Genomic DNA, 12,070 nt, shown 5'->3' with positions numbered 1-12,070 from the left:
GACTTTTCCGTTATCCGCAGGAAGAGCAGCAGTGCCCCTCCTCACAGTCACAGGGCAGCTTCAGGGACTCGGGCACCGGCTCTCCTTTCTTCTTATAGTAGTCGGCAAGAGCAGCCTTGATGGCCTCCTCCGCCAGCACGGAACAGTGCATCTTGTGGGCAGGCAGCCCGTCCAGGGCCTCAGCCACGGCGGCGTTGGTGAGAGTCATGGCCTCGGAGATGGTCTTGCCCTTGATCATCTCGGTGGCCATGGAGGAGGTGGCGATGGCGGAACCGCAGCCGAAGGTCTTGAACTTGACGTCGGTGATGACGTCGCCGTCGATCTTCAGGTACATCTTCATGATGTCGCCGCACTTGGGGTTGCCCACCTGGCCTACTCCATCGGCGCCCTCGATCTCTCCCACATTGCGGGGATGCTCAAAATGGTCCATCACTTTATCTGAATACAGCATTGCAGTTGCTCCTTTCCAATTACAGCTCCCAGGTGGGTTTCTGGGCTTCCTTGTCCCATACCGGGGACATCTCCCGCAGGTAGGCCACCACGGCGGGCACTTCTTTCAGGATATAGTCCACGTCCTCCTCGGTATTCTCAGCTCCCAGGGAGAGCCGCAGGGACCCATGGGCAATGGCGTGGGGCAGGCCGATGGACAGCAGCACATGGGAGGGGTCCAAAGAAGCGGAGGAGCAGGCGGAACCGGAGGAGGCACAGATCCCCTTGGCGTCCAGATGGAGCAGCAGGGCCTCACCCTCCACACCTTCAAAGACAAAGGAGGCGGTGCCGGGCAGCCGCTTCACCGGGTGGCCGGTGCGGCGGGAATAGGGCAGCGCGGACAGGCCGGCGATCAGCTTGTCCCGCAGGGCGGACAGCCGGGCGGATTCCTGAGGCAGGTGGTCCACCGCCTCCTTCAAAGCGGCGGCCATACCGGCGGCGCCGGGTACATTCTCGGTGCCGGAGCGGCGGCCCTTCTCCTGTCCGCCGCCCTGGATGAGTGCGGGCAGCCGGAGGGGCTTTTTCATATACAGGGCCCCGATCCCCTTGGGTCCGCCGAACTTATGGCCGGACAGGGAGAGCAGGTCCACATTCCACGCCTCCACGTCCACCGGGATGTGACCCACCGCCTGAACGGCGTCGGTGTGGAACAACACCTTGTGGGCTCGGGCAATGGCGCCGATCTCCGCAATGGGCTGGATGGTGCCAATCTCGTTGTTGGCGGCCATAACAGAGATGAGGATGGTATCCGGACGGATGGCCTGTTCCACGGCGGCGGGGTCCACCAGACCGTCCCCGTCCACCGGCAGATAGGTCACCTCATAGCCCCGCTTCTCCAGCCACTGGGCGGTATGGAGAATGGCGTGGTGTTCAATGGCGGTGGTGATGATGTGGCCGGTGGTTTTGCCCTTGAGGGCCATCAGTTCAGCCACTCCACGCAGGGCCCAGTTGTCGGCCTCGGTACCACCGGAGGTAAAATAGAGTTCCTCCGGCTTGGCATTCAGGCAGGCGGCCACCTGGGCCCGGGCCTGCTCCAAATGGGTCTTGCCCTCCTGAGCAAAGCGGTACAGACTGGAGGGATTGCCATAGTCTCTGGTAAAATGAGGCAGCATAGCGGAAAGAGCAGTATCGGTAACGGCAGTGGTAGCCGCATGATCAGCATAGACAAATCGTTCAGACATAGGTGGCTCCTTTCTGGAATTCACTTAATTCCTATCTGTTTACTAGATTATACGAAATCTCACTTTGTTTGTCAAGTAAAATCTTCCGCCAGTCCTTGATTCGGCTGCTAATTAAAATTTTTTAAAGATCCCGCTTTCCCGTTGACGGTATGCGGCGGGGGTGCTATAGTGAAGTCACCAGTTACTGTAATACGTACCGAACAAAGCCACAGCCTTTGAAAGCCAAGGCTTTCAAGGCGCATTGGCTTTGTTCAAGTGCAAGGTTTCTGGGCGATTGCGCCAAAACCTTGCACCTTTCCTGGGTGCGCAACCGCGCGCCCAGGAAAATACGCATTGCAGCAATGGCTGAATGGAAGTAAAAACGACTGTTCTCAGCCGTTTTACTTCCATTCCGCGGCACCTGCCGCGGAAATAAACCGCCCTGCGGTTTATTCAGCAGACATTTCTGTAAAGAAATCGAGGTCAAACATGGATAAAAAACTGTTCCGAAGCATTTTGCTTATTATTACATATGCAGTCTTGCTGGTCATGGTCCTGGCCCGTCTGGACGTGATCGGCGGCACGCTGGGCACCCTGCTGGCCGTCTTCAAGCCGCTGATCATCGGCTTTTGTCTGGCCTTTATCCTCAACCGCCCCTGCCAGTTTTTCTTCCGGCTGTACAGTCGGGGCCTGGATAAGACGCCCGCCCAGGGAGCGGCCCGCCCGCTGGCGGTGCTTACCTCCTATCTGGCCCTCATTCTTCTGGTTGTGGCGGTATTCTCCTTCGTGCTGCCCAAGCTGGTGGAGAGCATCCAGACCTTTGTGCTCAATCTGGGTGGATACATCGCCAACGCCCAGAACTCCATTAATAAGTTGTTGGAGTATCTGCACCTGGATATTCAGCAGCTGGATCTGTCCAGTCTGAACACCACCCTGGAAGGGCTGCTCAACAACGCGCTGAAGTTCCTCTCCAGCCTTGGTCCCCAGCTGGTGGAGTTCACCACCGGTCTGGTCTCCATTCTGGTCACCGGCGTGTTGGCCCTGGTCTTTTCCATCTACATGCTCTCCGGCCGGGACAGGCTGCTGGGTCAGTGCCGGCGGCTGCTGCAGGCCTATGTGCCCGGTAAAGTGGCCGGTCCCATCTCGGAGATAGTTTCCCTGACCGCCGCTACCTTTACCAAATTCGTCACTGGCCAGTGTATCGAGGCCTGCATTCTGGGCAGCCTTTGTACCATAGGGATGCTCTTTATCCAGCCGGACTACGCCCCCCTCATCGGCGTCACGGTGGGAGCCGCCGCCCTCATCCCGGTTGCGGGCGCTTATATCGGCGCCATCGTATCCGCCATTCTGCTGCTGATGGTCTCCCCGTTGAAGGCTTTCATTTTTGTGATCTTCCTCATTATTCTCCAGCAGGTGGAGGGCAACGTGATCTACCCCCGGGTGGTGGGCACCTCCCTTGGGCTGCCCGGTATTTGGGTACTGGCCGCCGTCACAGTGGGCGGCAGCCTGCTGGGCCTGGTGGGTGTGCTGATCAGCGTACCCATTGCCTCGGTGATCTACACCCTGCTCCGCCGGGACATCCGCAAGCGTCTGGGTCCTCCGAACGAGGCCTGAATCACATATAAAAAGACCTGCTGCCGGCAGGTCTTTTTTCTGGCTGAAAAGGGCGCAGAGGTATAAAACCTCTGCGCCCTTGTTCTCATGCGCAATACGCCGTCAATCCTCCAGTATCTGGATGCAGCCTCCCAATACGCCGTCGCCGATATAGACGCTGAGGGTGGCGTCGATCTCACCCTCCCACATCTGCACAGCATCAGGGAAGCGCTCCTTCATCCGGATAGCAAACTCCGCCATCTCCGCCGGCGCGCCCCCGTTGGCAATGCCCAGATTGTACCGGACACCGGGCCGGATATGCTGTTCCATCAGCTCCAGGATCTTGTCCTGAACCTGCCGGCGGCCCCGCACCTTGGCCACACTCTGAAGCTGACCGTCGGAGGCAAAGGAGATCACCGGCTTGATGCTCAGCAGGGTACCGGCAAAGGCGGCCACCTTCCCGATCCGCCCGCCCTTGCTCAGGTATTCCAGGGTATCCACCGAGAAGAAGGGGAAGGTATTTTGGATCAGCCTGGGCACCCGTCGAGCGATCAGCGTTTCCCAGTCCATTCCGGCCTGGATATCCTCCCACAGCTGGAGCACCATGCTGCCCATACCCAGAGAGCCGCTTTTGGAGTCAAACGCGGCAATCTCCAGGTCCTTTCGTGTCTCTGCCTGGAGGCGCACCATATTATAGGTGCCCGACAGCCCGGAGGAGAGCATCACGGCCAGCACCTTTTCATAGCCGTCAGCCTTGATCCGGTCCAGGGTGTCGCTGATGCTGCCGCCGTCGGGCAGAGAGGTGCGGGGCAGCTCCCCCCGATGGAGGCGGTCATACACATCCTGAGCAAAGATATCCACCCCGTCGGAGTATTCTCCGTCGTCGCAGACGATCTTCAGGGGTACTGTATAGATGGGCTTGTCCTCCCGCATGGCGGGGGACAGATCGGCGGTGGAGTCGGTAAGCAGCGCGATCTTCTGTACGTTTGACAAGTTGATCATCCTACCCTATAATCAGTATCGTGAAACTGACATAACGTCGTTATGTGACTATCTAAATTATAGCGGCAAAGAGCCGCCGCTGTCAAGAGGTGGAAGCCAATGGAGGACTATCGGACCCGCAGAAAAGAGCAGGCCAGGCAAACTGAGCAGGCCATTTTGCAGGCCGCCATGGACCTGTCCCGGAAACAGAGCTTTGACAAGGTATCCATCCGGGAGATCTGCCAACAGGCTGGGATCACCACCGGGGCGTTCTACCACCACTTCCGCGCCAAGGAGGACCTGCTCTCCCGGGGCTTTGCCCCCCTGGACACCTATCTGGAACAGTGTCTGGCGGGCCATGAGGAGGACCCTCCCGCCCAGCGCCTGTGGCGGCTGATGACCAACTATGCGGAGTTTCTGGAAAACCTGGGGTGGGAACTGGTGGCCCGCTACTATCAGCGGCGGCTGGATTCCCCCGACGACACTTCCTCCATGGACTCCAGCCGGTTTACCCTCCGGGCCATGGCAAATTGTCTGGGCCAGGCGGAGGCGGAGGGAGGCCTGCTGCCCGGCTGGTCGGCGGAATGGACCGCCGACTTTCTCCTGCGTCACTTCCGGGGCGTGGTCATTGACTGGGTCCTCCACCGGGGCGCCTATCCCCTGCTGTCCAGGCTGGAACAGGATTACACCCTCTTCAGCCATGTGTTCCGCACCGGCTGAGGTGGACAGGCAACTTTTTGCCCTATGGCGCATACCCATCTGTGAAGGAGGTGTGTGCCATGTCCCGGCTGCTGTCCAAAGCCAGAGTCCGCGACCTGATCCTGGGCCTGGTTCTCTTATGCGCCACCCTGGCGCTGATGCTCTATCCCAAGCCTTCCATGGAGGCGGCCCGGACCGGCCTCCAGCTGTGCTACAACGTCATCATCCCCTCGCTTTTCCCCTTTTTTGTGCTGTCCTCCCTGGTGGTGGAGCTGGGCCTGGCCCGCTATCTGGGCCGGCTGCTGGAGGGGCTTATGCGCCCCCTGTTCCACGTCAGCGGAGCCTGTGCCTCCGCCTTCGCCCTGGGCTTTGTGGGGGGCTATCCGGTGGGAGCCAAGACCGCCATCAGCCTCTATGAGAAGGGGATGTGCACCCGCACCGAGGCAGAGCGGCTGCTGGCCTTCTGCAACAACTCCGGCCCCGCCTTTATCCTGGGGGTTGTGGGAGCGGGCATCTTTGCCAGCAGCACGGTGGGGGTGCTGCTCTACCTGGCCCACGCCCTGGCCTCGGTATGTGTAGGGCTGCTCTTTCGTTTCTACAAGGCCGGCGAGGACAGCGGCAGAGGAAAATCCATCCGTCCCGCGCCCCAGTTTCAGGCCCAGCGCTTTTCCACCGCCTTTACCGGCTCGGTGAAAAGCGCCTTTCTCTCTACCTTAAATATCTGCGCCTTTGTGGTGTTCTTTACGGTGGTCATCCAGCTGCTCATCCGCTCCGGCTTTTTGCCCGGCCTGGCCCAGGCGCTGGGCACCGTGCTGGCTCCCTTCGGCCTGACGCCGGAATGGGCCCAACGGCTGCTTACCGGCGCGCTGGAGATCTCCTCCGGGGTGTCCACCCTGTCGGAGGGAGGAGCCCTCAGCAGCCGGTTGGCCATGGCCGCCTTTATGCTGGGCTGGGCAGGTATCTCGGTCCACTGCCAGGTGCTCTCCTTCATCGGAGGCAGCGGCCTGTCGGTGGGCACCTACCTGGTAGGCAAGCTGCTCCACGGCGGCCTGTCCGCCCTGTTTATCAGTGTACTGGTCCATTTCGTCCCCCTGGGCGCTCCCGTCTCCAACTACCTGGCCGATCAGGTAGCCGGCATCGCCGGTATGGAGTTTCACGGGGCCCTTACCGCCTCTATCCTGGCCGCCTGGATGATCTTTCTGTTCTTTCTGCTGGCGGCGGCCCTGGGTTCACGAAAAAGCCTTGGCAAACGCCGCAAGCCCGTGATATAATGATACTTACTGAATTTATACAAGGACAGGAGGGATTCCATGCTGTTCCAAAAGGACATCGAACCCCGCTGCTGCTACTGTCAGCGGGGCACCAAGCTGGACGAGGAGCAGATCCTCTGTGTCAAGAAGGGTGTGGTCTCTCCCGGCGGCAGCTGCCGGGCCTTTCGGTATGATCCGCTGAAGCGGGTCCCTACTCCGCCGGTAACGCTGGATTTGGATAAACTGAAGGACGAAGATTTTTCCCTGTAACAGACCGGGACCCGCTGCTCAAGCAGCGGGTCCCGGTTTCCTTTATATCTCAAAAGATCAGCCGCACCGCCCAGGCGGCGGCCAGAAAGCCTGCCAGGTCGGCGCACAGAGCGGCAGGAACCGCATAGCGGGTCTTGATAATACCCGCCGCGCCGAAGTACACGGCGATGGTATAAAAGGTGGTCTCGGTGGAGCCCAGCATAACGGCGGCGGTACGGCCGATCTCCGAGTCGGGCCCGTAGGTGGAGATGAGTTCTGCTCCAACCCCCAGCGCGGCGGAGCCGCTCACCGGCCGCACCAGCATCAGGCCCACCGTCTCCGGCGGAATGCCCACGGCAGTGAGCAAGGGAGCCAAAGCATCGGCGGCCAGCTCCAGAGCGCCCGACGCCCGCAGCATATAGACCGCCGTCAACAGCCCCACCAGGGCCGGAACGATACGGATGAGCACGCTCAGCCCCTCCCCGGCCCCCGAGAGCAGGGCACTGTACACGTCCACCTTCCGGGCCATGCCCCACAGGGCCACCACTCCAATAATGAGGGGCACCAGCATGGTAAAAAAGGTATCCATACTCAGTCCCTCCACATCCGGGCCAGCACCTTGGCCGCCAGGATGCCCACGCACACCGAAATGGCGGAGGCCAGCCACACCGCCGGCAGGATATCAAAGGGGGTCTCACACCCGGCGGCCAGCCGTACCCCCGCCACAGTAGTGGGAATCAGCTGGATGGAGGCGGTGTTGCACACCACCAGCATGCACATCCCGTCGCAGGCCACCCCCGGCCTGCGGCGGCTCATCTTCTGGGCAGCCTGAATGCCCAAAGGGGTGGCGGCATTGCCCAGCCCCAGCAGATTGGCCGACACATTGGCGGAAATACAGTCCATTACCTCACGGTCCCGGGCAAACTCCGGGTAGAGCCGCCTCAGCAGAGGACGCAGCAGCCGGGACAGTCCTGCGGACAGTCCGGAGCGCTTCATGATCTCCATGACCCCCATCCACAGACAGAGCACCCCCGCCATGGCCAGGCAGAGATCCACCGCCGCCCCGGCTCCCTCCAGAGCCGCCGCACCCACCGCCGGACCATTCCCTGTGGCCAGCCCACACAAGATGGAGATCACCACCATGCCCGTCCAAATTGCCGCCATTGCCATGGCCGTCCGCCCCTTTCCCTGTCCAAATTTCCAGCTCAGGCTATCTATACGATCCAGCTTCGGAAAAGATACCCAATCTCAGGGCGAAAAATGGCAGATAATATATGAAGTTTTTGTAACATTGCTTGACAGAACAATACGTTGTGTTATAATTGTGTCAGTTTCTAGTTAATGAAGGGAATAATTGGAAGCTAATAGGGAAAGGAAGTAGCATTTATGAAGTCAACCGGAATCGTACGTAAGGTAGATGAGCTGGGCCGCATCGTCCTGCCCATCGAACTTCGCCGCACGCTGGATATCGCCGAGAAGGACTCTCTGGAGATTTATGTGGACGGCGCTTCCATTGTGCTGAAAAAGTATCAGCCTGCCTGCATTTTCTGCGACGATGCGAAGGATGTCATCAACTTCAAGGGCAAGAACGTCTGTACCAACTGCATTCGTGAGCTCCAGCTGAAGTGATTCAAGTTGAAAGAAAGAGGGACTCCTCTGGCGTTTTCGCCGGGGAGCCCCTTTCTTTTTCCATTACTACTAATAATTATGCAATTAACACAGGTTAAACGAATCCTGCAATTTTGTGCTGTTTTTTCCCATCTTTTTCCCTCTTTCCCCGGTGATTCGACTGTTTTTTTGCCGTTTCAACATTTGGGGAACAGGCCAAAAATATACGTTTTGTAATATTCAATTCCCCTCATTAGCATAACACCGTTTTTTCATTCATGGCTCTTCCGTACAGCTCGTTCTTGGGCAAACCGGTCTCCTTGGCGGCCTGACGGGCGGCATCCTTCAGGGACAGTCCCTCCGCCCGCAGCTGGGACACCCGCTCCAACCCCTGCTCAAGGGTGGGGGTTTCTTTGGCACTCTCCGCCGCCCCCTCCACCACCAGGACAAACTCGCCCCGTGGCGGGTTTTCCTCATACCATGCCATAGCCTCCTCCAGAGTGGTGCGGCGCACCTCCTCGTGGAGCTTGGTCAGCTCCCGGCACAGGGAGATCCGCCGGTCCGGCCCAAAGGCCTCCGCCAGGTCGGCCAGGGTGGCGGTCAGTTTGTGGGGGGCCTCATAGAAGATCATGGTCCGCCGTTCCTGCCGGAGTTCCTCCAGGTGGGCGCGGCGGTTTTTCTTGTTCATAGCCAGAAAGCCCTCAAAGGTAAAGCGACCAGTGGGCAGGCCGGACACCGACAGGGCGGTGATGAGGGCGCAGGGGCCGGGAATGGCCACCACCTCCACCCCGCTCTGGGCACACAGACGCACCAGATCCTCGCCGGGATCAGACACCGCCGGGGTGCCCGCGTCGGTAACCAGGGCGCAGCTCTCCCCCGCCAGCAGGCGGCCCAGCACCGCCTGTCCCCCCGCCTCAGTGTTATGGCGGTAGTAGGAGATGAGAGGCTTTTTCAGCCCCAGGTGGTTGAGCAGCTTGAGAGTCACCCGGGTATCCTCGGCAGCAATAAAGTCCACCGCCTCCAAAGTGTCCGCAATGCGCTGGGAAATGTCCCCCAGATTGCCGATGGGGGTGGGTACCAGATATAAAATGCCGGTCATAGAATTACCTCCGGTTCATCAGTCGTGTGGGCAGAACCTCCAGTCCCGGTCTGCCCTGGCGCACCGCCTCTACCAGAACGGCAGAGGGGGGCATATCGGTGTCATGCTGGATCAGCTGGAGCCGCTTGGGCTCCAGGCCGCAGCCCTGTAGGGCGGCAAAGAGTTCCGCCAGACGTTCCGGCCGGTGGACCAGGGCAAACCGCCCGCCGTTTTTCACCAGCCGTCCGGCGGCGGCGCACCATTGCGTCAGAGTGGTCTCCTCCATACGGGCCGCTCCGCCGTCTCCCCCACTGCCTGCCTTGAAATAGGGCGGGTTGGAGATCACCAGCGAGAAACCTCCCGCCGGCAGGGTTTTGCACACTCGGCGGACGTCGCCGGTATAGATTTCCCCCGCAAGGCCGTTTTCCGCCAGATTTTTGCGGGCAAGGGCGCTGTCCTCGGGGGAGATTTCCACACCGGACAAGGCCAATGTGGATTGCCGCCCAGCCAGCAGCAGAAGCAGGGCTCCCCCGCCGCAGCCCAGGTCGCACACCCGATCTCCCCGCCGCAGGGTAGCAAAAGCGGCCAGGGCCAGACTGTCCTGCCCCAGGGGGAAGCAGGTATCCGACTGCTCATAGCGGTAAGGCCCCAGCTGCTCCGGCGCTCTCATGCCATTTCCTCCATCAGGTGGCGGACAATGCGGCCGGTGAGACCCCAGATGGGCCGCTCCGGCCAGGAGTAGACAGGCACGGTGGTCTCTCCGCTGCGCCAGCGGTAGCCCCGGGGAAAGCCGATGCTGTCATAGGGAAAATCCGCCGCCACCTGGGGCTTGAGCTCGTAGGAGTAGACCTGGGGCGGGTGGTCCCGGAACCAGGCCACCGGCACCAGAAAGGCGCTCTCCACCTCGGCGGGGCTGGGGGTCATGGCGGCCATTCCCACCGGGCTCACAACACCCAAAAAGGGGTGCATCACAAACTTCCCCTGCTGCACCAGCAGATCCAGAGGGGCAATGACCTCCACCTCATGGGGCGGGATCGCCAACTCCTCAAAGGTCTCCCGCAGGGCGCAGTCCCGGGGTTCCTCCCCCGGCTCCACCCTGCCGCCGGGAAAACACACCTCCCCGGGCTGACGGGCCAATGTACTGGCCCGCACTTCAAAGAGCAGGCTGGGCCCCTCCGGCCCCTCCACCAGAGGGACCAGTACGGCGTACTGCTGCTTGATATCCTGTATCCCAGGCACATGGCCCGCCCAGCGGGCCCGGAAATCCGATAAGGTCATAGCGTCTCCATCCAATCACAGAGCGCCTGATGGAAGCGTCCCACATGGACGCCGTCCAGCAGGCGGTGGTTCAGCTCCAGGCTGAGGCTGAGCACGGTCCTGTCCCCCCGCTCCTCCCAGCGGCCCCAGCTCACCCGGGGCACCGAGTCCCAGGGCACCACATCCCGCTCGTTGGTCAGGGCGGTAATGGGAAACCAGGGCAGGCAGGTAAAGTAGATCAGTTCATCCTCTTCCCAGGGCCCGGCGGTGATCAATTCCGTCTGGGCCGCCGAGGCCGCCTTGGCCCGGCGGCAGAAGTCGGTCAGATCCTCCCCCGCCTCCAGGGTGACAATGTGGAAGAGGTCACTCCCCTCCTTCAGGTCGGTGAAGCTGGGCACCAGCCGGTCATGACGCACGATCCTGCCGTTGCGGTCTTTGTAGAGGAAGGCCTCCACCCCCTCCATGGCCTTGGTCACCCCAAAGACCATAGCGGCATAAAAGGACAGCCCCTCCCGTTTGCACCGCCGCCGGAGCGCCGTCACATCCACCGGGAAGGTCAGGCTGTAAAAGGGGTGGGACATGGGGGCGAAAAAGGCATAGTGTTCCTTTCGGGCCCAGGTCTCCAGTTCGATCTCTTTGGTCATATCAGCCCTCTCGTCCCAGCAGGTAGTCGGTGGTCACGCCAAAGTAGTCAGCCAACCGGATCAGCGTCAGAGAAGGCACATTGATATACCCGTACTCCATCCTCTGATAATGCCGGTCGGTACACTCCAGCAGCTTTGCCATTTCCACCTGAGTCTTATGCTTTTCTTTCCGCAGCTCTTTGAGCCGTGTTCCAAAGGCCTCCATAATTTTTTCCATAGCGGCACTGCTCCCTTGACATGACATTTTATGTGGTGTATAATAAACACAACATTGGAGGTGGTGTTATGAGCGACTTTCTGACGTTCCTCTATGAGGGATACATCAAGCCCTATCTGGACCGCCAGAGCAGGGACGACGGGGACGTCTTCCGTCAGTCTCTGTGCCAGAGCAACCAGACTGCGGAGACCCAAAAGGACGTGGACGCGGTGGTGGCTTTCGCCGCCGCCCACGCCTTCCTGCTGGGAGTACGCACCGGGGCCGGACTGCGCCAGAGCGGAGCCCTATGACTCCGGCCGGGTGAAGTGGGCCAGGGGATCAGGCCGGCTCCACAGCACCACCGCCCCCGCCGCCCGGCTTTTGGGCACGTCGATGAGCCGCTGGTTGGTGCTCCCCCGGAACAGGGCGTCGTAGGACTTGAGGTTTTCCACAAAGGGCCCGTCCACCAGCACGTCCACCTGCTCCAGCAGGGCCAGCACATCCGGGTTTTCTTTCTCCAGCAGGTTTTCGTAGAGATAGCCGGTATAGGCCCACACATTGAGGCCCCGCTCTCTGGCCCGGGCGGCCAGGGCGGCGCACTCCCCCGCCTGATCAAAGGGCTCCCCACCGGAGAGGGTGAGCCCGTCGGTGAGGGGGTTGGACAGCATCTGTTCCGCCAGCTCCTCCACCGCCACCGCCCGCCCTCCGGCGGGATCATGGGTCTCCGGGTTGTGGCAGCCGGGGCAGCTGTGGGGACAGCCCTGGGTAAAGACGGTGAACCGCAGGCCGGGACCGTCCACAATGGAGTCGGACACCACATTGGCAATACGCATATCAGTTCTCCTGTAAAGCGGGGGCTGCTGCAC

General features: G+C 60.7%; 17 protein-coding genes. 6 read left to right on the top strand and 11 right to left on the bottom strand.

Going from position 1 to position 12,070, the window contains the following annotated elements:
* Positions 1-10 precede the first annotated feature (10 nt).
* Positions 11-451 carry a Fe-S cluster assembly scaffold protein NifU gene (gene nifU, locus WHJ28_RS02900; protein ID WP_340039626.1) on the bottom strand — a complete coding sequence of 147 codons (441 nt, stop codon included), beginning with the start codon at positions 449-451 and terminating at the stop codon, positions 11-13.
* Between the two features lie 19 nt (positions 452-470).
* A complete protein-coding gene (gene nifS, locus WHJ28_RS02895) occupies positions 471-1,670 on the bottom strand; it encodes a cysteine desulfurase NifS (protein WP_340039625.1) in 1,200 nt (399 codons plus the stop codon).
* 468 nt (positions 1,671-2,138) lie between these two features.
* On the opposite strand from nifS, the gene WHJ28_RS02890 reads away from it, so the two are divergent.
* The gene (locus WHJ28_RS02890) at positions 2,139-3,263 is read left to right on the top strand and encodes an AI-2E family transporter (RefSeq protein WP_340039624.1); all 1,125 of its coding nucleotides are present in this window, start codon (positions 2,139-2,141) and stop codon (positions 3,261-3,263) included.
* A gap of 102 nt (positions 3,264-3,365) precedes the next feature.
* Here the strand turns inward: WHJ28_RS02890 and WHJ28_RS02885 are convergent, their stop codons facing one another.
* On the bottom strand, positions 3,366-4,244 hold the full coding sequence (locus tag WHJ28_RS02885; RefSeq protein ID WP_340039623.1) for a DegV family protein: 879 nt from the start codon (positions 4,242-4,244) through the stop codon (positions 3,366-3,368).
* Positions 4,245-4,343: 99 nt separating this feature from the next.
* Between WHJ28_RS02885 and WHJ28_RS02880 the strand changes: the two genes are divergently transcribed.
* From WHJ28_RS02880 to WHJ28_RS02870, 3 genes are read left to right on the top strand one after another with little or no spacing between them, the layout of a single operon-like run.
* On the top strand, positions 4,344-4,943 hold the full coding sequence (locus WHJ28_RS02880) for a TetR/AcrR family transcriptional regulator (RefSeq protein WP_340039622.1): 600 nt from the start codon (positions 4,344-4,346) through the stop codon (positions 4,941-4,943).
* A gap of 59 nt (positions 4,944-5,002) precedes the next feature.
* Positions 5,003-6,193 (top strand): nucleoside recognition domain-containing protein, encoded by a 1,191-nt coding sequence (locus WHJ28_RS02875; RefSeq protein ID WP_340039621.1) that lies wholly within the window; start codon positions 5,003-5,005, stop codon positions 6,191-6,193.
* A 39-nt stretch (positions 6,194-6,232) separates the two neighbouring features.
* Positions 6,233-6,442 carry a hypothetical protein gene (locus WHJ28_RS02870; RefSeq protein ID WP_340039620.1) on the top strand — a complete coding sequence of 70 codons (210 nt, stop codon included), beginning with the start codon at positions 6,233-6,235 and terminating at the stop codon, positions 6,440-6,442.
* A gap of 49 nt (positions 6,443-6,491) precedes the next feature.
* Here WHJ28_RS02870 and WHJ28_RS02865 read toward each other — a convergent pair whose 3' ends face one another.
* Both WHJ28_RS02865 and WHJ28_RS02860 read right to left on the bottom strand, forming a co-directional pair.
* On the bottom strand, positions 6,492-7,010 hold the full coding sequence (locus WHJ28_RS02865; RefSeq protein WP_340039619.1) for a spore maturation protein: 519 nt from the start codon (positions 7,008-7,010) through the stop codon (positions 6,492-6,494).
* Between the two features lie 2 nt (positions 7,011-7,012).
* Entirely contained in the window at positions 7,013-7,591 is a 579-nt protein-coding gene (locus WHJ28_RS02860) for a spore maturation protein A (RefSeq protein ID WP_340039618.1), read from the bottom strand.
* 216 nt (positions 7,592-7,807) lie between these two features.
* Here WHJ28_RS02860 and WHJ28_RS02855 point away from each other — a divergent pair, with 216 nt between their 5' ends.
* Positions 7,808-8,050 carry an AbrB/MazE/SpoVT family DNA-binding domain-containing protein gene (locus tag WHJ28_RS02855; protein WP_087187593.1) on the top strand — a complete coding sequence of 81 codons (243 nt, stop codon included), beginning with the start codon at positions 7,808-7,810 and terminating at the stop codon, positions 8,048-8,050.
* A gap of 232 nt (positions 8,051-8,282) precedes the next feature.
* On the opposite strand, the gene rsmI is transcribed toward WHJ28_RS02855, so the two are convergent.
* From rsmI to WHJ28_RS02830, 5 genes are read right to left on the bottom strand one after another with little or no spacing between them, the layout of a single operon-like run.
* Positions 8,283-9,128 (bottom strand): 16S rRNA (cytidine(1402)-2'-O)-methyltransferase, encoded by an 846-nt coding sequence (rsmI, locus tag WHJ28_RS02850; RefSeq protein WP_340039617.1) that lies wholly within the window; start codon positions 9,126-9,128, stop codon positions 8,283-8,285.
* Between the two features lie 4 nt (positions 9,129-9,132).
* Positions 9,133-9,777 (bottom strand): tRNA1(Val) (adenine(37)-N6)-methyltransferase, encoded by a 645-nt coding sequence (locus WHJ28_RS02845; protein ID WP_340039616.1) that lies wholly within the window; start codon positions 9,775-9,777, stop codon positions 9,133-9,135.
* The gene (locus WHJ28_RS02840) at positions 9,774-10,385 is read right to left on the bottom strand and encodes an NUDIX hydrolase (protein WP_340039615.1); all 612 of its coding nucleotides are present in this window, start codon (positions 10,383-10,385) and stop codon (positions 9,774-9,776) included. The genes WHJ28_RS02845 and WHJ28_RS02840 overlap by 4 nt, the downstream gene beginning before the upstream one ends.
* A complete protein-coding gene (locus tag WHJ28_RS02835) occupies positions 10,382-11,008 on the bottom strand; it encodes a CatA-like O-acetyltransferase (protein WP_340039614.1) in 627 nt (208 codons plus the stop codon). The genes WHJ28_RS02840 and WHJ28_RS02835 overlap by 4 nt, the downstream gene beginning before the upstream one ends.
* Position 11,009: 1 nt before the next feature.
* The gene (locus WHJ28_RS02830; RefSeq protein WP_340039613.1) at positions 11,010-11,225 is read right to left on the bottom strand and encodes a helix-turn-helix domain-containing protein; all 216 of its coding nucleotides are present in this window, start codon (positions 11,223-11,225) and stop codon (positions 11,010-11,012) included.
* Between the two features lie 68 nt (positions 11,226-11,293).
* Here WHJ28_RS02830 and WHJ28_RS02825 point away from each other — a divergent pair, with 68 nt between their 5' ends.
* Positions 11,294-11,515, top strand: a complete 222-nt coding sequence (locus WHJ28_RS02825; RefSeq protein ID WP_340039612.1) for a hypothetical protein — start codon at positions 11,294-11,296, stop codon at positions 11,513-11,515.
* Here WHJ28_RS02825 and nrdG read toward each other — a convergent pair.
* Positions 11,510-12,037 carry an anaerobic ribonucleoside-triphosphate reductase activating protein gene (gene nrdG, locus WHJ28_RS02820; RefSeq protein WP_340039611.1) on the bottom strand — a complete coding sequence of 176 codons (528 nt, stop codon included), beginning with the start codon at positions 12,035-12,037 and terminating at the stop codon, positions 11,510-11,512. The two genes, WHJ28_RS02825 and nrdG, sit on opposite strands and share 6 nt — an antisense overlap.
* Positions 12,038-12,070: the final 33 nt, after the last annotated feature.

The organism is Flavonifractor porci (assembly GCF_037572415.1).
Taxonomy (GTDB): Bacteria; Bacillota; Clostridia; order Oscillospirales; family Oscillospiraceae; genus Flavonifractor; species Flavonifractor porci.
The sequence above is the reverse complement of the archived record's forward strand: the minus strand, read 5'-3'. Positions and strand labels throughout refer to the sequence as shown.